Raw genomic sequence first — 21592 nt, 5'->3', positions numbered from 1 at the left:
AATCAGGACGATGAAGCGTTGTTTTCAGCGTCGGAAGCTTCCTGCGCCTCATCCCGCTTCTTCTCGATCATGCGAGCCACGATGATTGAAATCTCGTAGAGAAGGATTGTTGGCAAGGCAAGGCCGATCTGGCTCGCCGGATCGGGCGGGGTCAGGACCGCTGCAACGACGAAAGCAATGACAATTGCATATTTGCGCTTGTCCTTCAGGCCAGCCGACGTCACCAGTCCGACACGGGCCATCAGGCTCGTTACCACCGGCAGCTGGAAGACCAGACCGAACGCAAAGATGAGCGTCATGATAAGGCTCAGATATTCCGATACCTTCGGCAGGAGAGAAATCTGCACTTCACCGGCGCCGCCAGTCTGCTGCATTGCGAGGAAGAACCACATCACCATCGGCGTGAAGAAGAAGTAGACGAGCGCGCCGCCTGTCAAAAACAGGATCGGCGATGCAATCAGGAACGGCAGAAACGCCATGCGCTCATGCTTGTAGAGACCCGGCGCCACAAACTTGTAAATCTGCGCGGCAATGATCGGAAATGCCAGCACGATGCCGCCGAACATGGCCACCTTCACCTGTGTGAAGAAGAATTCCTGCGGCGCGGTATAGATCAGTTCCGCTTTCGAGCGATCCATGCCCGCCCAGTCGAGCGCCCATTGATAAGGCACGACAAGCAGGTTGAAGAGCTGTTTGGCAAAAGCGAAACAGAAAATAAATGCCACGAAAAATGCCAGAATTGCCCAGATCAGGCGGCGGCGCAGCTCGATCAGGTGCTCAAGCAGAGGCGCTGCGCTCTGTTCGATTTCGTCCTCGTCGCGTGTCACGCTTTGGTTCCTGTCTTCTTCGTGGTCTTCTTGGCAGTTGTGGCGGCACCAGCCTTGACCGTTCCAGCCTTTGCCGTTTCCGCTTTCGCCGCTGCGGGCTTTCTGGGAGCAGGCTTTGCAACGGAAGCCGCCTTCGGCGCAGCCTTCGTTTTGGCTACAGTGACTTCGGCCGCTTTATTCTCTGCCTTCGGTGCAGTCTTTCGGGTCGCCTTCTTGGGCGCTGCGGCTTTTTCCACAGCAGGCGGAACCGGTGCGCCACCGGCATCAACCGGCGTCGTCACTTCAGCGACTTTTTCAGGTGTCGCCGGAGACATGGAAGACGTGGACTGAAGGCCCGAGCGCAGATCCTCGCCCGCACTTCGAATCGGATCGAATACCTGCGTGATCTTCGGGCGCGGGTCCAGCTTGCGGGTCTCGTCGATGATGTTCTTGACGTCGTCAAGCTCAGCCTCTTTCAAGGCTTCGTCGAACTGCTGCTTGAACTCATTGGCGGTGGCACGCATGCGCGCTGTCGCCTTGCCGAATGCACGCAGCATTTTCGGCAAATCCTTGGGACCGACCACCACGATCATCACGATCGCAATAATCAGAAGTTCAGACCAACCGATGTCGAACATATTCTTGATACCCCGCGCAATTCGCGCGCGCGTCCCGTCTTTCGGCGGAAAACCGCACTTGTAAATGGCAAAATATGCTGCGCGCGCTTGCACGTGCGCAGCATGCTTTATCCGTTAGATCAGGACTTGGTGGTTTTCTTGACGTCGTTGACGGTTTCGTCAGCCTTGGCGTCGATCGTACGACCCGAATCCCGCGCGTCATCCTTGGCGTCTTCGTCGGACATGCCCTGCTTGAAGTTCTTGATGCCCTTGGCAACATCACCCATCAGCTCGGGAATCTTGCCGCGGCCAAACAGAAGAAGGACAACCGCCAGGACGATCAGCCAGTGCCAGATGGAAAAGCTACCCATTTTATTCCTCTCATTGCCGCGAACGCGCGGCATGTTCCTGCAATGCCAGTTACGATTTAAGCGCTTTCAACAAATCTTTCAAACAGAAGTGTGACGGTGAACGGCTTTGCGACAAATAAAATTGGCTCCAAAGGCCATACTGAGACTATTCACCGCGTGGGGCGAGCAAGCCAAGGCTTTCCAGATCGATATCTTCGAGCGGCTCTTCGTCTTCTGTCAGCTCATCCGGGTCGATATTCGGCACCGGAACGGCAAAGCTCGATGGCATACGTGCCGAGAGCAGCCCTGCCCCGCGCAGCTCTTCCAGTCCCGGCAAATCGCGGATTTCCGGAAGGCCGAAATGGTCGAGAAACGAGTCGGTCGTGCCATAGGTGACCGGACGACCGGGCGTACGGCGGCGTCCGCGCAATTTGATCCAGCCGGTCTCCATGAGGACATCCAGTGTGCCCTTTGAGGTCTCCACACCACGGATATCTTCCAGCTCGGCGCGCGTGACCGGCTGGTGATAGGCGATGATGGCAAGCACTTCCATCGCGGCGCGGGACAGCTTGCGCTGCTGCACAGCTTCGCGGCTCATAAGAAAGGCGAGATCGGGTGCCGTACGGAACGCCCACGCACTGCCAACCTGAACAAGGTGCACGCCGCGCGTTTCATATATTTTCTGCAAATGTTTCAAAACTGGCGCGACGTCAACATTGGCAGGCAGACGTTCAGCCAATGCGCGTTCGGAAACCGGTTCAGAGGACGCAAAAACAATGGCCTCGACAATGCGCGCAAGATCAGCAAGCCCCTGCGTCAAGACAGAAACTTCCGTTTCGATCTGATCGTCGTCACTATCGATTTCAGCCAGATTTCGACGTTCCGCCTCAGACATCCTCGTCCTCATCCAATTCGCTGATATCTCCTGTCGCCCGGATATAGATCGGCTCGAAAGGAGCGTTTTGCCTGACTTCCAGTTTGCCTTCACGCACAAGCTCAAGACTGGCGGCGAAGGAACTCGCGAGCGCCGAAGCTCTTTCTCGGGGCGAAAGCGCATAATCGATCAGGAAGCGATCGAGAGAAATCCAGTCGCCCACCGATCCCATCAAACGCACGAGTGCCACACGAGCTTCCTTCAATGACCAGACTACGCGCTTGGCAATCTGCACCTGCGACACGGCCTGTCGCTGGCGCTGCGAAGCATAGGCGGTCAGAAGATCGTACAGCGTTCCAGAAAACTGGCTGGTCCTGTCCACCATGACCATTTCCGGCATACCGCGCGCAAAAACATCCCGCCCCAGCCGGTTGCGGTTGACGAGTTTCGCCGCCGCATCGCGCATGGCTTCAAGTCTCTTCAAACGGTAATGCAACGAAGCAGCCAGTTCTTCGCCGGTCGCTCCATCATCGCCCTGTTGCTTCGGGATCAGCAGCTTCGATTTGAGATAGGCAAGCCATGCCGCCATGACGAGATAGTCGGCCGCAAGTTCGAGGCGCAAGGCGCGTGCCTGTTCCACGAACACCAGATACTGCTCTGCAAGCGCAAGAACGGAAATACGGGCGAGATCGACGCGCTGGCTCCGCGCAAGATGGAGCAGCAAATCAAGCGGGCCTTCAAACCCCTGCACATCGATGAGAAGCGACGGTTCACTTTCGCTACGTTCGGAATCGCCCTGCCACAGCGCATCCATCGGCACGAGCGTGCCGTCTTTGCCGTCTGTGTCTGCTCCCGATGCCGCCAAACCCGTTTCCCTGCTGATAAGGTCCACCGGCGGTTCAGTCCGCCGGTGAAGTCAGTTTACCAAGTTTTGACGATTACGCTATCAGTTCGAACATGGCGTTGAATTCTGCGCGCAGTTCGTCCTCATCGGAAAGATCGGGATCGCCCGCATAGACTTCCGCCAGATCGGCACGACGCTTCGCCTTGCCTTCAAGAACCGGCACACGCGCTGCAACCTGCTTCAGTTCTTCCATCACACCTGCGCAATAGAGAACCATATCGCAACCGGCACCGATGATGCCGTCCGCAATGTCACCGAGTCCGCCCGAAAGCGCCTTCATGGAAATGTCGTCGCTCATGACAAGACCATCGAACTGGATGACATCGCGAATGATCGTGTTGATGACAGTCGGTGACAATGTCGAAGGGCGCTGCGGATCGATGCAATCGAATACGACATGCGCCGTCATTGCCATTGGCAGGTCATTGAGCGCCTTGAACGGCACGAAATCATGCGCAACCAGCTCATTCAGGGGAACCGTGACACGCGCCAGCTCCTTGTGGGTGTCGGCAAACGCACGGCCGTGCCCCGGCATATGCTTGATCACAGGCAGCAAACCACCGGCAAGCAAGCCTTCAGCAGCAGCTCGCCCCATTTCTGCAACCGCCTGCGGGTTCTTGGAATAGGCTCGCGCGCCGATAACATCATGTGCGCCTTCGACGGGTACGTCCAGAACCGGCAGGCAGTCCACATTGACACCAACCTTCAGCAAATCGAATGCATGCAGGCGGGCATGAAGCCACGCAGCTCGCAGACCTGCTTCCCGATCACGCGCATAGATCGCACCGACTTCCGAGGCCGAAGGATAGTTTGGAACGAGCGGCGGGCGAAGGCGCTGCACGCGTCCACCTTCCTGATCGATGAAAACCGGCGTCTGGTGCCGGCCCGTCAGGTCGCGCATGTGCGCCGTCAGCTCGGAAACCTGTTCCAGACTTTCGACATTGCGCGCAAAAAGAATAAAGCCCCAAGGTCTTTCATCGCGGAAAAACGCGATTTCGTCCTCAGTCAGTTTCGTTCCCGACACACCGGCAATCCATGCCTTGCACTCTTTCATGCGCTCTTCCCCAAAATTGTCTGGAAATGCTGTACTCAAACAACCCTGCCCCGGTTTAACCGAAAAGAACAAGGCTTGGTAGTGGACCATGAAAAAGGGCGACCGAGGCCGCCCTTTCCATATTCAATGCCCGACAAATCACTGCGTTACGAAGCAGCTGCCGCCAGCGGACTTAAGGCGTCCGCAAAGTGCGGATGCATCTTCCTTGGAACCACCCTGAACACGGACACGATAGTAGGTGCCCTTGCCCGGAATGTCGGCACGCTTGATGTCGACGCTGCGGCCACCGATTACGCTGCCATACTTTTGGGCCATATTGGCATAGGACTTCTGTGCCAGCTCGGCAGATGGCTGCGAAGCAATCTGGATGAAATAACCGCCTACACCTGCTGCCGATGCAACCTGCGGCGCTGCCGGAGCAGGATTGGTTGCAGCGGGGGCCTGCGTGCGCTGCGGAACATTGCCGACGATGTTGACCGGTTGTTCAGCAGGCCGTGATGGCACCACCGGAGCACGGACAGGAAGACGCGGCGCTTCCGCAGCCGGCTCAGGCTGTTGTGCCACAGAAGCCGGTGCAGGTGTTTGCGCAGCCGGTTCTGCCGGTGCATTGCCAGCGGCCAGCGCAGCAATTTCATCACCACCGGCGGGAGCCGCCGGCTGAGCAGTGTTTGCTGGTGGCAGCTGCAAGGCTGTTTCCTGCGGAGCCGGAGAAGGTTGGACAATAGAGCCGTCTGGACGAACAATCATGGTTTCCACTTCGCGCGGCTGGACCAACGGCGCATTGTGGTTCGCGTTCTGATTCTCGGCCGAAGCATTATTCGTCACTGGCGGCTCGTCAGGCGTATTGTCCGCCATGTTCTCGCTGTCATCCGTGCCGGAAATGTCCACTGGCTCTTCACCGGAAGTAATCAGAGACTTTTGTTCCGGATTGTTCGGCAGCGTACCGGCAACGCGGTCATAAACTGCCTTGTCCTGGTTCGGTACCGTGGCACCGCCCGGATTTTCCGGCTGCATTTTGATCGGCTGATTGTCGGCACGAATCACGACCGGCTCACCGGAACCGCTACCTCCGAGGAAGTGATAGCCGATCCCGCCAAGAAGCACCGCCGCACCGGCCACGCTGGCCAGAATAAGACCACGGCGGCCACGAACCGGGCGATTACGATAAGCTTCGGCAGCGCTGCCAAGATCATCGTCCGCCTGCATCGCAGCGCGTTCGCCAAAGTCGCCTCCTTCAAGGGTCTGTGCACCCTGGGCTGCCCAATGGTTATAGAAGTCGTCTTCATTGCCCAACGGATTGGAGGCTTTTGGCTGTGCTGGCGCCTGGGCTGTTGCCTGTGAGCGGCCATACGCTCCCGCAGCTGCGGCAGCGCCGACGCCCACTGCTGCAGCACCGACGGCAGCACCAAGGCTGGCGCCGGTGTTTGGCAGATAGCTCGAAGCGCTTTCGCGGAATATGTCCTCAAAAGCCCTGTCAGCTTCGCTCTGTGCGTCTGTTTTTGCCGATTCATCCACACCAACCGTGTTGAAGACCTCGGCGAATTCGGCTTCGAGATCAGTCAAACCGGCGTTGGCTTCTTCTTCGCTGTAGTTGATTTCCGGTAAATCGAGGGAATGCGTCTGCTCGACCTTTTCTTCGGCCACGCTCAAGGTTTCGACTTCGGGCGCCGGGGCGCTGACCGCAGCCGTATGAGCACTGCCGAACTGCTGGAACGAAGTCGATGAAGAACGGTAATCGTCGTCCGAACGCACCGCATGTGCGTAGGCGGTGGCTTCTTCTTCAGGTTCCGAGCTCAGATCGAGATCATCTTCCATGAAGAAATCATCTTCGCTGAAAGCGTTCTCATCCTGAATGCTGGAAACATCTCCGGACGTTTCGAAACCGAAATCATCTTCCGAAAGGCTGATTTCATCCAGCTCCGAAAGATCGTCTTCGGTTCCTTCAGCAGCGATTGCAGCCGCTGTTTCCTCAACATCAAACGAAAAATCGTCGTCGAAAGAGAAATCGTCGTCGTCGCCAAGAGAAGGCGCTGTTTCTGTAACCGGCGCATAGTCGGTCTGCGGGGCTGTCGCCACTGCGTCCTGCCCTGCGATGCCCGAGGAGAAATTGCTCCGCGTATAGTACGGATATCCTGCAGGCACGACCTGAGGCTGAGGCGCATAGGTTTCAACGGGTGCAGCCGTCTGTGGTGCGGCATCATAAGCCGGCTCATCGAGCTGCAGATCATCGAAATGCAAATCTGCAAGCTCGGTCTCGTCTTGATATCCAACATTCTGCACCGGCACCACGTCGTGGTGGACGTAGGGCTCCTCTGCAGGCGCGACATGGGACGCGACATGGGAAAACCGGGTCTCGTCGTGAGACACTGGCTGCGGCTCATCGCCGAAAAGGAGATTTTCCAGCTCGTCCTCAAGCGAAACCGTCGCAGCGGTGGCATAGGACTGTTCGGCAGGCTCAACAGCCTGAACGTTCCATTCATGATCGCGCGCAGGCTGATAAGCCTCTTGATGCGGCTCTATGGCTGGCTGATAGATGGTCGGATCGTAATCGGTCTGATCGACATGAAGCGGCTCGACAGTTTCCCGGCGAGCGTAGACCGACGACGATGCGACATAGGTCTCTTCGTTCGAATCGCGTGCAGCCGAATAATCACTGTAGTCGAATTGCGGCACAGGTTCAGTTCGGTCAGTTTCTTCGAACTCAAGTGCTTCGAATGAGGGCGTTTCCAATTCCGGCGCCTGCTCATCTTCATCCATTTGAAGATCAAGCTCGTCTTCCAGAGCCGAAGCAAGTTCTTCCTCATGAATCAGAGGCTCATCCAACAGATGAGAATCATCTTGTGCTGGGGTCGCTGCGAACTGGGACTGGTCCTTAGGCTGAGAATAATCATTGAAGTCACCGAGCAATTCGCGCTCCAGATCCAGCGATGGATCGAAGCCCGGCTCTGTCCGGTTATCTTCAAAGTAACTAGGTCGGCGCTCATTCCAAGCGACGTTGTCATCAGCAGGCGTGCCGAAGTCCATGATCCGCGACAGTTCCATCAGTGGATCGTCTTCGTGCAACGGACGCTCGCCGTAATTACGGGGATTTGCACTGCTGTCCGTCATAGCGTGTTCCTAACTCAAACCCTGGACGTCGCAAGACGTCTCCATACATTGCTTTGTAGCGAGGCAATGTGGGCAAAAGTTGACGGAAGTTTCCTGCGCCAGAAGGAAGACCAATGACTTGCGTTCATTATGGCCTTCCACCTGTTCGACTTGCCAACTTTTGCCTTCAATCAGTCTTTCGACCTGAAAAGCTTCGTGACAGTCGCCTGACCTCCGAAGTCATCTCGAACCACATAGTGCGGCCCGTGAGCTGCGGAGACCATTCTTCGAGTATAATCCATCTCAAAAGGCTTTCACCTTCGAACTATACTCTAGCGCATTTCCGTTGGAGCATCCGCACCGATTATCGTCAATCCGGAAGTCAGCACATCGGAAACAACCTGTACCAGCCCTAGCCTGGCTAATGACAAGTCTGGATCGTTAACCTTAATAAAACGTAAGTCCGGGTTCTCTGTGCCTCTATTCCACTGCGAATGGAACGCGCTGGCGAGATCATAGAGGTAAAAAGCAAGCCGATGCGGCTCCTGGTGAATGGCCGCAGCCTCGATCAGACGCGGATATTCGGCCAGCTTGCGAACAAGAGCAATTTCGCTCTCATCGGTCAGCTTGTCAAAATGCGCAGCCATACCGACTCGGTCGAGATCGGCGAGGCCAAGCTGATCGGCAGCCTGACGGAAAACCGAATGGCAACGCGCAGAAGCATATTGCACGTAGAAGACCGGATTATCCTTCGACTGCTCCGTCACCTTGGCAAAATCGAAATCCAGCGGCGCATCGTTCTTCCGGTAAAGCATCATGAAACGAACCGGATCGCGGCCGACTTCATCTACGACGTCGCGCAGCGTGATGAATTCGCCTGACCGCTTCGACATGCGCACAGGCTCGCCATCACGGAACAGCTTGACCAGCTGGCAGAGCAACACCGTCAGCTTCGCCTTGCCATCGGAAACAGCCCTTGCGACCGCTTCCAGACGCTTGACGTAGCCGCCATGATCGGCACCCAGCACATAGATCATCTCGTTGAAGCCGCGGTCGTACTTGTCCTTGAAATAGGCCACGTCGCCTGCAAAGTAGGTGAAAGCGCCATCGGACTTCATCAGAGGACGGTCGATATCGTCACCCACTTCCGTCGAACGGAACAATGTCTGCTCGCGATCTTCCCAGTCTTCCGGAAGCTGACCCTTCGGGGGCGGCAGCTTGCCCTTGTAGACATGGCCCTTGAGCGTCAGATCGTTGATTGCATTGCGAATCGCCCGTGCGTGATCAACATGCAGCTTGCGCTCGGAGAAGAACACGTCATGGTGCACGTTGAGCGCATCGAGATCGGCACGGATCATCGCCATCATGGCATCGATCGTGCGATCCTTTACGAGAGCAAGGGCTTCGGCTTCCGGCATTTCCAGAAGCTTCGAACCAAATTCCTTGGCAAGCTCCTGCCCGACCGGAACGAGATAGTCGCCGGGATAAAGACCAGACGGAATTTCACCGATATTTTCACCAAGTGCTTCACGGTAGCGCAGCATGACGGACCGCGCCAACACATCGATCTGCGCACCGGCATCGTTGATGTAGTATTCCTTAACCACATCATAGCCTGCAAATTTCAGCAGATTGGCCAGAACATCACCCACGACTGCGCCACGGCAATGGCCTACATGCATCGGGCCCGTCGGGTTTGCCGAAACATATTCGACATTGACCTTCGATCCTGCACCAAGCTTGGAGCGACCGAAATCCTTACCTTCATTCAGCATCGCCGAGAGTTCGCGTTGCCAGTAAGTGGCCTTCAGACGCAGATTGATGAAGCCCGGACCGGCGACATCAACCGTGTCGACGTCGGTATCCGAGGCAAGAGCCTCGGCGATGCGACCGGCAAGTTCACGCGGATTCTGACCGACGGCCTTGGAGAGCACCATCGCAGCATTGGTTGCGATATCACCATGGGAAGCATCTCGCGGCGGCTCGACACCGATGCGCGAAAGGTCTAAATCGCCACCGTCTTTCGGTTTCAGATCAATATCTTGCAACGTCTTTTTGATACGTGCGTCGAAATCTGCAAAGATATTCATGGTCTGTCCTGTCAGGCTTACGCCGGGCTTTGTTTTGTCGCATTGTCCGACGCAAAACCGCTTCGCACTTTTGCTGGAAATGCTCTAATCCTGTACGGAATCCGGTCAAACTGCCGATAGATGCCGCTTCGTTTGGCCCCCGATTAAGCTAAATCGGGTGTGTGGTCAAACAATCGTCGGTGTTCTCGCACGGCATAATTGTCAGTCATCCCGGCAAGATAGTCAGCGACCCGCCGCGCCCGCGCCGCCTCATCCAGCGTCTCGCAGCCCGATTGCCACTCTGACGGCATGATCGACGGATTGGTGAAACAGGTATCAAAAAGGTCCTGCAATATCTTGTCGGCGGCATGTCTGCGCACCACGACGCTGTCGTGGAAATAGAGATTCTTGAACAGAAACCGCTTCAGCACTTTTTCGTCGGTGCGCATGGTATCGGAAAACGCCACCAGTGCGTGCGACTGGCCATGCACATCTTCAACGCTCTGCGGTTTTGCCACGGCCAGACGGCGCTGGGCCTCCTCGATCACATCTTCCACCATGATGGTGATTTGCCTGCGCACCAGCTCATGTCCGGTTCGCACGGGATCGAGATCGGGATAACGCGCCCGCACGAGATCGAGCAGGCGTTTCGTCAACGGCACTTCGTCAAGCGCATCAAGGCTCAAAAGCCCTGCCCGCAAGCCGTCATCGATGTCATGAGCGTTATAGGCAATATCGTCGGCAATGGCCGCGCATTGCGCTTCGAGACTGGCGAACCGCGTGAGCTCCAGATCATAGCGTTCATTGAAGTCGAGGATCGGCAACGGAACAGCGGCATCCGGATGTGCTGCATGAGCGCCCAACAGCGGCCCGTTGTGCTTGACCAGCCCTTCCAGCGTTTCCCACGAGAGATTAAGCCCGTCGAAATCGGCATATCGATGTTCGAGCTTGGTCACGATCCGGAGCGACTGTGCATTATGGTCGAACCCGCCGAACGCCTTCATGCGATCGTTGAGCGCTTCCTCGCCCGTATGGCCAAAGGGTGTGTGGCCAAAATCGTGGACAAGCGCTACCGCCTCGGCCAGATCTTCATCGAGCCGCAATGCGCGCGCCAACGCACGCGCAATCTGGGCGACCTCTATCGTATGCGTAAGCCGCGTGCGGTAATGATCGCCTTCATGAGCGATGAAAACCTGCGTCTTATGTTTCAGACGACGAAATGCTGTGGAATGGATGATACGGTCGCGGTCGCGCTGGAATGGCGTGCGGGTCGGGCTTTCCGGCTCTGGCACCAGACGACCACGGCTCCGTGCAGGATCACAGGCATAGGGCGCGCGTTCGCGATAACCGAAGCCTATTCCTTCCAGCGACATTGCGATGCATCCTTCACTGTAATATGATTACACAAAACTGGTGCGAATATTGACTTCCGCAGTTCGCGTTCATAGCTATCAGCTAATCATGAAGGCAAGTATGCGGCTATCGGAAATCTGGAGAAATCACCCGGTTCGATATTCGCAATTGCAAACGGAACAAGGCAGATGACAGGCATTACCGTTTCAGATTCCGCAGCAAAGCGGATCGCCAAGATTCTCGGATCGGAACCGGGAAAGACTGCCCTTCGCGTTTCTGTCGAGGGCGGCGGGTGCTCCGGTTTCTCCTATAAATACGATCTGGTTGATGAGCAGACCGACGACGACATCGTCATCGAGAAGCTCGGCGCCAAGGTGCTGATCGATTCCATTTCAGTTCCCTATATGGATGGTTCGGAAATCGATTTCGTCGACGATCTGATGGGACAGTCGTTCCAGATCCGCAATCCGAACGCCACTTCGGCCTGCGGCTGCGGAACCAGCTTCGCCATCTGACGGGCGCGCGAATACGCGAATAGAAGATTTAAAACCGGCTGCCATGTGGCGGCCGGTTTTTTTCATGGCTGCCGGAAAACAACCGGCCTCAAACCTTTACCGAAGCGACCGTCGCTTCGATGTGATCCACCAGGGCATCCGGCAGGCCGAGACGACCAGCCAGCATATCCAGATATCCACGTTCAGCCCTGTTATCGGGGTCTATTGCAAGACGCGAAGCCGTATAAAGCTCGACCTTCTGCTCCTCAGTCTGCGCGGCTGAAACCAGAACATTGAGATCAACGGGATCGGCAAGCTCCTTCTCAAGGAAGGCTTCCGCCTCGTCATCAAGACCGGAAATCTTCACCTTCTCCATGATGCGAGCCCGCTCGGCATCATCAATATGACCGTCGGCTTTGGCGGCGGCAATCATCGCCTGCACGAGTGTCAGCGCAAAACTGTTGCTCATAGCGGGAGATTGCGGGTGAAACGGAGAATCGGCCGGGGGCGGAGGAAGAAGCTCGGGCTCCTTCGCGACCGGCTGTTCGGCCGTCTGCGGTGCCTGACCGGACTTGTAATTTTTGTAGGCAAGATATCCCAATCCGGCGATGGCAGCGATGCCGCCGACGGTCGCCACATTGCCTGCGAGCTTGCGCCCGGTCTTCGTGCCAAGAATGGCGGCGGCAATGGCTCCCGTTGCAAGCGGGTTCTTCTTTGCCAGGTCTGTCACCTGCCCGGCCTTGTCGCGGACACTTCCCGACGTACCGGGTACTTGTGATCCCAGAAACTGCTCGAGAAGTTTCTTGGCGTCGAACATTCGAATATCTCCTGTTTGGCTCCTGTCCAGAGCAAATAGGAATGCAAAACCGCCAATACAAATAGTCTTGAGCCGATTTTTCCCCGGAAATCGAAATTGTGGCCGATGAAAAGCTGTGACGCGCGATTGCGCCCTGCTTGCCCTCACCTCCCCAAGCGCATAATCATAGCGATATGAAAATCGCGACCTGGAACATCAACGGCGTCAAAGCCCGTATCGAGAACCTCCAGCACTGGCTGAAGGAGTCCTCGCCCGATATTGCCTGCCTGCAGGAAATCAAGTCGGTCGATGACCAGTTTCCGCGCCTGGAGATTGAAGCGCTCGGCTATCATGTGGAAACACACGGCCAAAAGGGCTTAAACGGCGTCGCACTTCTGTCCAAGAAATCGCCGGATGAGGTCAATCGCGGTCTTCCCGGCGACGATGGCGATGAGCAGGCGCGCTTTATCGAAGGTGTCTACTCAACAGACAAGGGCGTTGTCCGCGTCGTTTCACTTTACCTGCCGAACGGCAATCCCGTGGACACGGAGAAATTTCCATACAAGCTTTCGTGGATGCAGCGGCTTGAGCTGTGGGCGAAAGATCGCCTTGCTCTTGAAGAACCTTTGGTGCTTGCCGGTGACTATAACGTCATTCCCGAGCCGGACGATGCCAAGAATCCCGAGCAGTGGGTGGGCGACGCGCTCTTCAAGCCACAATCGCGCCAGGCATTCCGCAGGCTTGAAAATCTGGGCTTTACCGATGCAATCCGTGCGTCAACCGACGATAGCGGGATTTACTCGTTCTGGGATTATCAGGCTGGTGCCTGGCAGAAGAACAACGGCATCCGTATCGACCATCTGATGCTGTCGCCGGAGGCGGCCAATCGTTTCATATCGAGTGATGTGGAAAAGCACGTTCGTGCGTGGGAGAAGCCATCCGACCATGTGCCGGTGACGATAACGCTTTCGGTCTGAGAACTGACGCTAAATCAAGACCATAGCGTTTCCAGTTAAATCAGAAGTCGCCTTTGGTGACGTAGTCACTGGAGAGTGCAATCGCATTACGACGGTCCGCTTCGCCGGCAATCGAGAATGCCTGCTCCTGCATATCGCGTATCCATGGGCAATCTTCGGTCGGGCAGCGTTCGAAAGCTGCGGTCATCATAGCGAGGCCACGAACGGTCTTGCCTGCCTGAAACAGCATGTTGCCGAGCATGGCTTGCGCACCGGCATTACCCTTCTTGGCGGCAAGCTGGAACCAACGTGCGGCCTGAATGGAATTGCGTTCTCCGCCGTCGCCGTCGAGCAGCATTTTGCCAAGCTCGAACTGGGCAGCGGAATCACCGAAATTCGAGGCGGCCTGCACATAGAGATTGCGTGCCATACCCGGATTGGCATTGACCGGCGAGCCCGGAATGCCGCGCTTCACATAACCTGCAAGCGCCACGAGAGCGTCAGCCACATAAGAGTCGTTTTCCGAACCCGGTTCCGAACCTTCGCGAACGATCTTTTCGAAAATCTTATAGGCTTCATAGTCATTTTCCGGCACGCCGTCGCCATCGGCATACATGCGGGCCAGTTTCCACTTCGCACCCTGATGGCCGCGATCCGCAGCATAACGCAGTGCCTTGATCGCTTCGTCCTTATGACCATTCTTGTATGCGGAAAAGCCGAACTTGAAGAGTTCAAACGGGCTTCTCGACTTTTCGGAATCGTCATTAAGGTCGAAAGCAAAGGCGCTGTTACAGGCAATGGCCAAGCCGAGAGCCATAGCAAGGGCGCTATATGAAAAACTGCGGATACGCATCACAACGCTGGTCTTTCACATTCAGAGGAAACATTCATAGAGGACAGAATGCACGCTGTTTTCGTCAAGACTGAGACCCGATCTTGGCCGAAAAAAGCCTTACCATCATTGGAAAGAATAAAGGGTGCGCGAACAGGGGTGATCCTGTTCCCAATCCGTTTGCTGTGCAACAACGCGCCCTTCGTCATTCCTGCCTATCCTGCTGGAGCCTGACAGCTCTCAATACTTTGGTGGCTTCTGCCTTTCCATGATCGGTGACGCCAGTTTGTGGCGGGAAATGGGCAAAATGTGCCTGAGCTCTTTCTAACCTAAAGCAACGGTAAAGACTGTTGCTAATTGACAACAAACTGACTGTTGTTCCGATCAACAATCTGCTCTTGTTGACGTCAGCGACAGGAGCTCGCAGTCTGCGCAAAATGAAGGATGCCGGGGAGTCGCGAAGCTATCTATGAGCAAATACCGTCGCCCTTACAGACGTCCCTATCGTCCGGCTCGCAAAAGCAACAGCATAAGCTTTCGCAGTATCTTATTGACTATATTACTATTTTCTTTTTTAGCCGTGCTTATCGCCTATCTGCCAATCCAATCGGCGCCTAAAGAGGCATTGAACGGGCCGGTCTATGTGATTGATGGCGATACTGTCGTTCTCAGCAAGAAACATATACGTCTCAAGGGTATCGACGCACCGGAGATGCAACAGCAGTGTGTTCGGGCAGGAACCCCTTACGATTGCGGCAAGGAAGCCCGCAACATCTTGCGGGCCAGAATCGGGAAGTCCTCGATTCGGTGCGAGAAAGAGGGACGAGATCAGTATAATCGCGACCTGGCGCGCTGTTATCTTGGGGAAACCGACCTCAACCGCTGGATGGTTGAACAGGGCTGGGCCGTCTCCTACGGCGATTATCAGCGCGAGGAACGCGACGCCCGCCGCAACCGGCTTGGCATCTGGGCCGGTCAGTTTGAGCAACCGTCCCTATGGCGCAAGGACCATCGCGATCTTGAAATTGAACAGCCGTCCGGCCGCGAACCGTTGCTGGCTGTAATCGGCGATGGCTTTACCTATATTAGGGAACATATTCGAACCTTCATCGAAATGATCCTGCCCCGAAACTGATAGTATTCATGGAAAAACTGGACGAACTCAGTCACTCGATCCGGGCTTGCCGCATCTGTCGCGACACACCGCAGTTTCCGCCGCCCCTACCGCACGAGCCCAATCCCGTCTGCATCGTCTCGGATACAGCGAGAATTGCCATTTGCGGTCAGGCTCCCGGCATTCGCGTGCATAACACCTCCCTGCCGTTCAACGACCCGTCTGGCGATCGCCTGCGGCAATGGCTCGGCGTCTCACGTGAGGAGTTTTATGATCCGTCACGCTTTGCCATCGTCCCGATGGGCTTCTGCTTTCCCGGTTATGACAAGCATGGCGGTGATCTCCCGCCGCGCCGCGAATGCCGCCAGACCTGGCATGACCGTGTTTTCGCGGCAATGCCGCAGCTGGAATTCATTCTCGTCGTCGGACAATACGCTCTTGCCTATCACCTGCCCGACTATCGGGGCCGCAATCTGACTGAAACCGTCAGGAACTGGCGGTATTTCTTGGAGACACCCAATCCGGCGGGTCGAATCGCCCTGCCCTTGCCGCACCCATCCTGGCGCAACAGCGGATGGCTCAAAAGAAATCCATGGTTCGATGCTGAAGTTGTGCCTGTTCTTCAGGCAAAAGTGCGAGACCTCATCCAAGACGATAAATAATTTTTACTCCATTCGTTTTCATCAGAATATTTTTCCTGTAACTTCGGATCATTGCGAACCATAAGGTATGACGTTTCACCTATTCGCATAGTTCGGGAAACGATTTCTAAAACCGGGAACGGAAACGCATGGACAGGCTCGACAGGAAGATACTGCGCTTATTGCAGGAAGACGCGACACTTGCGGTGGCAGACGTTGCCAAGAAAGTTGGCCTTTCCACGACGCCATGCTGGCGCCGCATCCAGAAACTTGAAGAAGATGGCGTCATCAAGCGCCGTGTCGCCATTCTCGATCCGATCCGCGTCAATGCGCGGGTGACGGTGTTCGTATCGGTGCGCACAAGCTCCCACAGCCATGAATGGCTGAAGCGCTTTTCTGAAGTGGTTCAGGAATTCCCTGAAGTCATCGAATTCTACCGCATGAGCGGTGATGTGGATTATCTGCTTCGTGTAGCCGTGCCGGACATCGGCGCTTATGACGCTTTCTACAAGCGCCTCATCAGCAAGATCGAAATTCGCGATGTGTCTTCGTCCTTCGCCATGGAGCAGATCAAGTACACCACCGAATTGCCGCTCGACTACATGGTGCTCGACAAAGACAACAACTGATGTTTTTAAGCTATTGATTTAAAAGAAAAGCCCGCCATACGGCGGGCTTTTTGACGATGCGGTGACCGTTATTTCGAACCGGATATTCCAGCCTGTTCGAACGTGGCCATGCCGCTGTGGCACAGCGCTGCCGCCTTGACGATACCGGCTGCGAGCGCCGCACCGGTTCCTTCACCAAGGCGCATTCCCATATCAAGAAGCGGCTGCTTGCCCATCTTCTCCAGAAGCTTGCGATGGCCCGGCTCGGCAGAAACATGGCCGAACAGGCAATGGTCGATGGCTTCCGGATTGGCGGCATAGAGAATAGCTGCGGCAGCGCTTGCCACAAAACCGTCGACGATGACCGGAATTTTCTCCATGCGCGCCGCCAGAATTGCACCGGCCATGGCTGCGATTTCACGACCGCCGAGACGGCTCAGCACTTCCAGCGGGTCCTGCAGGTGTGCCTGATGGAGGGCTACGGCCTGACGAACGGCGGCGAGCTTGCGCTGCAGCAGTTCACCCGTTGAGCCCGTGCCCGGCCCTACCCAGTCTTCCGCCGTACCACCGAAGAGTGCCAGCGCGATTGCCGCTGCAATCGTAGTGTTACCGATACCCATTTCGCCGATGCACAAGAGATCGGTTCCACCGGCAATCGCTTCCATGCCGAAAGCCATGGTCGCGGCGCAGGTGCGCTCATCCATGGCCGGTTCTTCGGTAATGTCGCCGGTTGGATGCTCCAGCGCCAGATCGAAAACCTTCAGCCCCAGATCGTTGGCAATGCAGATCTGGTTGATGGCTGCGCCACCGGCGGCGAAATTCTCGACCATCTGTGCCGTGACACTTGGCGGAAATGGCGTGATGTTCTTGGCCGTAACCCCGTGATTGCCAGCAAACACCGCGACCAGCGGGCGATTGATCTGCGGTGTGCGCTTGCCAGTCCATGCGGCAAGCCATGCCACGATGTCTTCCATGCGTCCGAGCGAGCCGGCAGGCTTGGTCAGTGTAGCTTCACGCTCGCGAACGGCCCTTTCCGCCCCGAGATCAGGCCCCGGCAGATTTCGGATCAATTCTCGGAAATCGTCAAAAGGTAGGCCGCTGGCGCTCATAAGTTCAGTCCAATCAATGATGGGAGGTGTAAATTCGTTGGGCTCGTCCTATAAGCACTGACGCGAATTTTCAAATCACCTCTTTGAGTTGAAGCAACATTGAGGCGAATTATCGCGGAAATCCGTTTCGGGAAACAAAGTGGAACAGTCACTTGCAGCGAAATAGTCTCATTGGCGACACGATCCGGAGTCTGGGCTTTCTAAGCCGCCTGCCGCTTCCACAGAGCTGGTTCGAGAACGGCGATGATTCGTTGCCGCGCGATGCCCGTGCCTTTCCGCTCGCGGGAGCGGTTCTGGGCCTGCTGGCAGGCGCTGTGCTTTTCATGGCCTATAAAGTGAACCTGCCATCCCTTGCCTGCGCGCTGCTCGCGATTGGTGCCCTGGCGGCTATGACCGGCGCGCTCCATGAAGACGGTCTGGGCGATACTGCTGACGGTTTCTTCGGTGCTTCTTCGCCTGATCGTCGGCTGGATATCATGAAAGATTCCCGCATTGGAACTTTCGCGGCGCTGACGCTGATTGTCTTCGTCGGTTTGAAAGCGGCTCTACTGATGGCGATCATCGACCGCGCAGGCGCGGGATACGCAGCACTTGCGCTGGTCGGCTGCGAGGCGGCAAGCCGATCAGGCATGCTGGCATTCTGGCACGCCCTTCCTTCCGCGCGTCCCGGTGGTCTGTCCGACAGTGTTGGCCAGCCACAATGGGAGACCGTTGTTTGCGGTTTCGGGATTGGGCTGGTCTTTCTTGTCTTCACGCTCATTCCGGTGGGTGGATTTCTCTCGCTCATCAATGCGCTTGTGCTGGCAACAGGTCTGCTTTTCGGCTTTGCCAGACTTTGTATCGCAAAAATCGGCGGACAGACGGGTGACACGCTAGGCACGGCGCAGCAGATCGGTTCGGTTGCCGTCCTCGCCGGGCTTGTCATGGCCCTTTGATGCAACCACATTGCATTCATGGACACGACAACCATCGAATCCCCGTGCATATTGGTTTGCACGATAGATACGGAAACCGGCTTCTGCCTCGGCTGTGCCCGGACGCTGGATGAAATCGCACGCTGGTCCAGCATGAGTGCAGAAGAGCGAATGGCCGTCTGGGCGCTTCTCGCCGACAGGCATGAGATTATTGTAGAAAAGAGAATTGGCTGATGGGGCGCTTTTTCTGGCTCATTATTGCGGCAGTCGCGATTGTTGTCCTGCTGCTGATGTCCAACAATGACAGCGGCTCAACGCTTGGCATGGACAATGACGTGTTTGCCCGCGCAGCCTATCTGGGCATTTGGGGCGTCGTGCTTGCCGCTGGCTTGCTCGGCTCCGGCATCAAGCTGACCGACTTTGCGCGCAATATGGCCATGTGGGCCGTGATTATCCTCGGTCTCGTCGCAGGCTACCAGTATCGTTATGAGCTGCAGGACGTCGCCAGCCGGGTCACGGCCGGGCTAATCCCCGGCAGTCCTATTTCGGGCCGCAATGCCGATGGTGCCCTGACTGTCACGCTTGCAAAGGCTGCAAACGGTCATTTCGAGGTCAACGGGCGCGTAAACGGCGAACGCGTTCACTTTCTGGTCGATACCGGCGCATCTTCGGTTGTCCTGTCACAGCAAGATGCAGAGCGCGCAGGCATAGACACCGCCTCGCTCAACTATTCCGTTCCGATCATGACGGCCAATGGCACGGCAAGTGCAGCAGTCATCAATATTGCTACATTGCAGATTGGCGATATCGAACGCCAGAATGTGCGCGCCATGGTGACAAAGGAAGGCCTGATGACCGGCAGCCTGCTCGGCATGAACTTCCTGCAAACCCTCGGCGGGTTCACTGTCCGCGGCGACCAGCTTATTCTGATTGATTAGAGTGCATCCCGAAAAGTGTGAAACGGTTTTCGGATAAGATGCGCGTCGAAACAAATACTGAGAGCGCCGATCTGATCCAATCAGATCGAAACGTATTCTAAGCAGCTTCTGCTGCCGCTTCAGCCACGACGGCATAGGCCTGACGCAGCACGTCGCTGTTTGCGCCCGGCCTGGTGGCGTCTGTCGAAAGGATTTGCCGCCAGCGCCGCGCGCCCGGCTGTCCGGTAAAAAGCCCGACCATATGGCGGCTCACATGCGAAAGCCTGCCACCTGCCGCGATATGGCGATCAGTGTAAACGCACATGTCATCGATGATATCAGCGATCGAGGTATCCGCCTGATCGCCGCCATAAAGGCGCGCATCCACCTCCGCCAAAATCTCGGGGTTATGGTAAGCGGCGCGACCGAGCATCACCGCATCGACCGTCTGCAAGTGCTGCTCTGCTTCGTCCAGTGTGTTGATCCCCCCGTTGATGCCGACGAAAACATCACCAAGCCGCGCCTTGAGGCGATAGACGCGATCATAGTCGAGTGGTGGAATCTCGCGGTTCTCCTTGGGCGATAATCCTTTCAGCCAGGCCTTGCGGGCATGGACCCAAAGCGCATCAGCGCCCGCGTCAAGCGTCAGATCGGTCAAAGTGTCGAGCGCAACTTCCACATCCTGATCATCAACGCCAATACGGCATTTGACCGTAACGGGCACGGAAACGGCCTCTTTCATGGCTGAAACGCAACGCGCCACCACATCCGGGGTTTGCATGAGACAAGCGCCAAATGTACCTGACTGCACACGATCCGACGGGCAACCGACATTGAGATTGATTTCATCATAACCGTAATCGGCGCCAATCTTCGCAGCCTCTTTCAGCTTTACCGGATCGGAACCGCCCAGCTGCAGTGCCACAGGATGTTCGGCAGCATCGAAACCCAACAATCGGTCACGCGGGCCGTGAATGATGGCATCCGCCACGACCATTTCAGTGTAGAGCAATGCGTGCCTGGAAAAGAGCCTGTGAAAGTAGCGGCAATGTCTGTCCGACCAGTCAATCATGGGCGCAACAGCAAAGCGCACATCCGGATAGTTGCGTTTTTTTGATTTTATTTCAGTCATTTATACAACAATCCTGAGAATGCGATTCAGTCGCTGTCGACGCTTTCGGCATTTATTTGAATTCGGAAGGGTGCCAAAAGCCACAATTGATCGAAATGATCAAGTTTCACCAATATTGCAGTCGCTCCTCAATATAGTGAGCCGAAGCGAATTTTCATACCCGATGTGGGGACTCTGGCTGCTCCAAAGACTGTCTTCTCACCCAATAAACATTATGATCAATCACAGAAGCATTCTCCCGATTCTCATCTGCGTAGTTAAAGGACATTCAGCGTGACCTCCTTTTCCCCTTTCGGCAAATCATTCGATGCGTTTCTTTTCGACATGGACGGCACGATATTGAGTTCCATTGAAGCGACCGAACGTGTGTGGAGCGAATGGGCGATACGTCATGGCATCGATCCGGTCACATTCCTGCCGACGATCCACGGTGTTCGGGCCGTCGAAACCGTCCGTCGCCTCGCTCTGCCGGGCGTGGACCCGATCCGCGAGGCGGAGATATTGTTTCAGGCCGAAATGGCGGATCTGGACGGTATCGCACCTATCGACGGCGCGTATGACTTTCTCAGTTCATTGCCGCAAGACCGTTGGGCAATCGTTACCTCGGCGCCACTTGAACTTGCTACCCGCCGCGTCGCCGCAGCAGGACTGCCGATGCCAAAGACCATCGTTTCCGCCGAAGATGTAGAGCGTGGCAAGCCGAGCCCCGAATGTTTTCAGCTTGGCGCGAAACGACTTGGTTTCGATCCGCACAATTGCCTTGTGTTCGAGGATGCGCCAGCCGGTATCGTTGCCGGAGAAACTGCCGGTGCGAGCGTTGTCGTGGTCACCGCAACGCATCCGCACTCCCCAAAGACATCCCATCTGAGCATTGAAAGCTATCGCTCTCTGCAGCTCGATATTCTGGATAATGGCAGACTGGCGCTGGAACCGACCACGCCCATCCCGGTAGGTTAGAGCATAAT

22 protein-coding genes are annotated in these 21592 nt (G+C 56.1%); 9 read left to right on the top strand and 13 right to left on the bottom strand.

Annotated elements, in window-relative coordinates; all coding sequences use genetic code 11:
* Nucleotides 1-2 precede the first annotated feature (2 nt).
* From tatC to FG152_RS07285, 9 genes are all read right to left on the bottom strand, one after another.
* A complete protein-coding gene (gene tatC, locus FG152_RS07325; RefSeq protein WP_012092212.1) occupies nt 3-827 on the bottom strand; it encodes a twin-arginine translocase subunit TatC in 825 nt (274 codons plus the stop codon).
* Nucleotides 824-1444 carry a Sec-independent protein translocase protein TatB gene (gene tatB / locus FG152_RS07320; protein WP_498985644.1) on the bottom strand — a complete coding sequence of 207 codons (621 nt, stop codon included), beginning with the start codon at nt 1442-1444 and terminating at the stop codon, nt 824-826. The genes tatC and tatB overlap by 4 nt, the downstream gene beginning before the upstream one ends.
* A gap of 119 nt (nt 1445-1563) precedes the next feature.
* Nucleotides 1564-1794: a twin-arginine translocase TatA/TatE family subunit gene (locus FG152_RS07315; RefSeq protein WP_010661242.1), complete on the bottom strand. Its 231-nt coding sequence runs from the start codon at nt 1792-1794 to the stop codon at nt 1564-1566.
* Between the two features lie 145 nt (nt 1795-1939).
* Nucleotides 1940-2668: an SMC-Scp complex subunit ScpB gene (gene scpB / locus FG152_RS07310; protein WP_012092214.1), complete on the bottom strand. Its 729-nt coding sequence runs from the start codon at nt 2666-2668 to the stop codon at nt 1940-1942.
* Nucleotides 2661-3512: a segregation and condensation protein A gene (locus FG152_RS07305; RefSeq protein ID WP_498985640.1), complete on the bottom strand. Its 852-nt coding sequence runs from the start codon at nt 3510-3512 to the stop codon at nt 2661-2663. The genes scpB and FG152_RS07305 overlap by 8 nt, the downstream gene beginning before the upstream one ends.
* A 73-nt stretch (nt 3513-3585) precedes the next feature.
* The gene (nagZ, locus tag FG152_RS07300) at nt 3586-4605 is read right to left on the bottom strand and encodes a beta-N-acetylhexosaminidase (RefSeq protein ID WP_010661239.1); all 1020 of its coding nucleotides are present in this window, start codon (nt 4603-4605) and stop codon (nt 3586-3588) included.
* Nucleotides 4606-4743: 138 nt separating this feature from the next.
* Complete coding sequence (locus FG152_RS07295; protein ID WP_498985639.1) at nt 4744-7713, bottom strand: SPOR domain-containing protein; 2970 nt, start codon at nt 7711-7713, stop codon at nt 4744-4746.
* Between the two features lie 311 nt (nt 7714-8024).
* Nucleotides 8025-9782 (bottom strand): arginine--tRNA ligase, encoded by a 1758-nt coding sequence (gene argS / locus FG152_RS07290; RefSeq protein ID WP_029924963.1) that lies wholly within the window; start codon nt 9780-9782, stop codon nt 8025-8027.
* Between the two features lie 143 nt (nt 9783-9925).
* The gene (locus FG152_RS07285) at nt 9926-11134 is read right to left on the bottom strand and encodes a deoxyguanosinetriphosphate triphosphohydrolase (RefSeq protein ID WP_125334281.1); all 1209 of its coding nucleotides are present in this window, start codon (nt 11132-11134) and stop codon (nt 9926-9928) included.
* A 168-nt stretch (nt 11135-11302) separates the two neighbouring features.
* Between FG152_RS07285 and erpA the strand changes: the two genes are divergently transcribed.
* Nucleotides 11303-11629: an iron-sulfur cluster insertion protein ErpA gene (gene erpA, locus FG152_RS07280; protein ID WP_006471759.1), complete on the top strand. Its 327-nt coding sequence runs from the start codon at nt 11303-11305 to the stop codon at nt 11627-11629.
* A gap of 88 nt (nt 11630-11717) precedes the next feature.
* On the opposite strand, the gene FG152_RS07275 is transcribed toward erpA, so the two are convergent.
* Nucleotides 11718-12425: a tellurite resistance TerB family protein gene (locus FG152_RS07275; RefSeq protein WP_010661235.1), complete on the bottom strand. Its 708-nt coding sequence runs from the start codon at nt 12423-12425 to the stop codon at nt 11718-11720.
* A gap of 173 nt (nt 12426-12598) precedes the next feature.
* Here FG152_RS07275 and xth point away from each other — a divergent pair, with 173 nt between their 5' ends.
* Entirely contained in the window at nt 12599-13381 is a 783-nt protein-coding gene (gene xth / locus FG152_RS07270; protein ID WP_498985635.1) for an exodeoxyribonuclease III, read from the top strand.
* A gap of 40 nt (nt 13382-13421) precedes the next feature.
* Here the strand turns inward: xth and FG152_RS07265 are convergent, their stop codons facing one another.
* Nucleotides 13422-14213 carry a tetratricopeptide repeat protein gene (locus FG152_RS07265; protein WP_010661233.1) on the bottom strand — a complete coding sequence of 264 codons (792 nt, stop codon included), beginning with the start codon at nt 14211-14213 and terminating at the stop codon, nt 13422-13424.
* 448 nt (nt 14214-14661) lie between these two features.
* Here FG152_RS07265 and FG152_RS07260 point away from each other — a divergent pair, with 448 nt between their 5' ends.
* The 3 genes from FG152_RS07260 (at nt 14662) to FG152_RS07250 (ending at nt 16576) form a co-directional block, all read left to right on the top strand.
* Nucleotides 14662-15327 (top strand): thermonuclease family protein, encoded by a 666-nt coding sequence (locus tag FG152_RS07260; RefSeq protein ID WP_036586828.1) that lies wholly within the window; start codon nt 14662-14664, stop codon nt 15325-15327.
* The gene (locus FG152_RS07255) at nt 15327-15968 is read left to right on the top strand and encodes a uracil-DNA glycosylase family protein (protein ID WP_029376248.1); all 642 of its coding nucleotides are present in this window, start codon (nt 15327-15329) and stop codon (nt 15966-15968) included. The genes FG152_RS07260 and FG152_RS07255 overlap by 1 nt, the downstream gene beginning before the upstream one ends.
* A gap of 128 nt (nt 15969-16096) precedes the next feature.
* Nucleotides 16097-16576, top strand: a complete 480-nt coding sequence (locus FG152_RS07250; RefSeq protein ID WP_010661230.1) for an Lrp/AsnC family transcriptional regulator — start codon at nt 16097-16099, stop codon at nt 16574-16576.
* A 68-nt stretch (nt 16577-16644) separates the two neighbouring features.
* On the opposite strand, the gene cobT is transcribed toward FG152_RS07250, so the two are convergent.
* Complete coding sequence (gene cobT, locus FG152_RS07245) at nt 16645-17664, bottom strand: nicotinate-nucleotide--dimethylbenzimidazole phosphoribosyltransferase (RefSeq protein ID WP_036586830.1); 1020 nt, start codon at nt 17662-17664, stop codon at nt 16645-16647.
* 152 nt (nt 17665-17816) lie between these two features.
* On the opposite strand from cobT, the gene FG152_RS07240 reads away from it, so the two are divergent.
* The 3 genes from FG152_RS07240 to FG152_RS07230 are packed head-to-tail and all read left to right on the top strand — an operon-like array spanning nt 17817 to nt 19516.
* A complete protein-coding gene (locus FG152_RS07240; protein WP_036586831.1) occupies nt 17817-18599 on the top strand; it encodes an adenosylcobinamide-GDP ribazoletransferase in 783 nt (260 codons plus the stop codon).
* An 18-nt stretch (nt 18600-18617) separates the two neighbouring features.
* Nucleotides 18618-18812: a DUF1289 domain-containing protein gene (locus tag FG152_RS07235; protein WP_012092224.1), complete on the top strand. Its 195-nt coding sequence runs from the start codon at nt 18618-18620 to the stop codon at nt 18810-18812.
* Nucleotides 18812-19516 (top strand): TIGR02281 family clan AA aspartic protease, encoded by a 705-nt coding sequence (locus FG152_RS07230; protein WP_010661227.1) that lies wholly within the window; start codon nt 18812-18814, stop codon nt 19514-19516. Before FG152_RS07235 ends, FG152_RS07230 begins: the two co-directional genes overlap by 1 nt.
* 97 nt (nt 19517-19613) lie before the next feature.
* Here the strand turns inward: FG152_RS07230 and dusA are convergent, their stop codons facing one another.
* Nucleotides 19614-20627 (bottom strand): tRNA dihydrouridine(20/20a) synthase DusA, encoded by a 1014-nt coding sequence (gene dusA, locus FG152_RS07225; RefSeq protein ID WP_036586832.1) that lies wholly within the window; start codon nt 20625-20627, stop codon nt 19614-19616.
* Nucleotides 20628-20900: 273 nt separating this feature from the next.
* On the opposite strand from dusA, the gene FG152_RS07220 reads away from it, so the two are divergent.
* A complete protein-coding gene (locus FG152_RS07220) occupies nt 20901-21584 on the top strand; it encodes an HAD family hydrolase (protein ID WP_036586834.1) in 684 nt (227 codons plus the stop codon).
* Nucleotides 21585-21592: the final 8 nt, after the last annotated feature.

Origin of the sequence: Ochrobactrum sp. XJ1, assembly GCF_024701725.1 — a bacterium.
Lineage (GTDB): Bacteria > Pseudomonadota > Alphaproteobacteria > Rhizobiales > Rhizobiaceae > Brucella > Brucella anthropi.
Note: the sequence above shows the minus strand (reverse complement) of the source record. Positions and strands in the feature narration are given on the sequence as shown.

Excerpts from the sequence above, each read along its gene's own strand:
- FG152_RS07260 (WP_036586828.1), top strand. The coding sequence starts at position 14,662 with ATGAGCAAATACCGTCGCCCTTACAGACGTCCCTATCGTCCGGCTCGC.
- scpB (WP_012092214.1), bottom strand. The coding sequence starts at position 2,668 with ATGTCTGAGGCGGAACGTCGAAATCTGGCTGAAATCGATAGTGACGAC.
- FG152_RS07315 (WP_010661242.1), bottom strand. The coding sequence starts at position 1,794 with ATGGGTAGCTTTTCCATCTGGCACTGGCTGATCGTCCTGGCGGTTGTC.
- argS (WP_029924963.1), bottom strand. The coding sequence starts at position 9,782 with ATGAATATCTTTGCAGATTTCGACGCACGTATCAAAAAGACGTTGCAA.
- dusA (WP_036586832.1), bottom strand. The coding sequence starts at position 20,627 with ATGACTGAAATAAAATCAAAAAAACGCAACTATCCGGATGTGCGCTTT.
- nagZ (WP_010661239.1), bottom strand. The coding sequence starts at position 4,605 with ATGAAAGAGTGCAAGGCATGGATTGCCGGTGTGTCGGGAACGAAACTG.
- tatB (WP_498985644.1), bottom strand. The coding sequence starts at position 1,444 with ATGTTCGACATCGGTTGGTCTGAACTTCTGATTATTGCGATCGTGATG.
- erpA (WP_006471759.1), top strand. The coding sequence starts at position 11,303 with ATGACAGGCATTACCGTTTCAGATTCCGCAGCAAAGCGGATCGCCAAG.
- FG152_RS07250 (WP_010661230.1), top strand. The coding sequence starts at position 16,097 with ATGGACAGGCTCGACAGGAAGATACTGCGCTTATTGCAGGAAGACGCG.
- FG152_RS07275 (WP_010661235.1), bottom strand. The coding sequence starts at position 12,425 with ATGTTCGACGCCAAGAAACTTCTCGAGCAGTTTCTGGGATCACAAGTA.
- FG152_RS07235 (WP_012092224.1), top strand. The coding sequence starts at position 18,618 with ATGGACACGACAACCATCGAATCCCCGTGCATATTGGTTTGCACGATA.
- xth (WP_498985635.1), top strand. The coding sequence starts at position 12,599 with ATGAAAATCGCGACCTGGAACATCAACGGCGTCAAAGCCCGTATCGAG.
- FG152_RS07295 (WP_498985639.1), bottom strand. The coding sequence starts at position 7,713 with ATGACGGACAGCAGTGCAAATCCCCGTAATTACGGCGAGCGTCCGTTG.
- FG152_RS07265 (WP_010661233.1), bottom strand. The coding sequence starts at position 14,213 with ATGCGTATCCGCAGTTTTTCATATAGCGCCCTTGCTATGGCTCTCGGC.
- FG152_RS07285 (WP_125334281.1), bottom strand. The coding sequence starts at position 11,134 with ATGTCGCTGGAAGGAATAGGCTTCGGTTATCGCGAACGCGCGCCCTAT.
- FG152_RS07230 (WP_010661227.1), top strand. The coding sequence starts at position 18,812 with ATGGGGCGCTTTTTCTGGCTCATTATTGCGGCAGTCGCGATTGTTGTC.
- cobT (WP_036586830.1), bottom strand. The coding sequence starts at position 17,664 with ATGAGCGCCAGCGGCCTACCTTTTGACGATTTCCGAGAATTGATCCGA.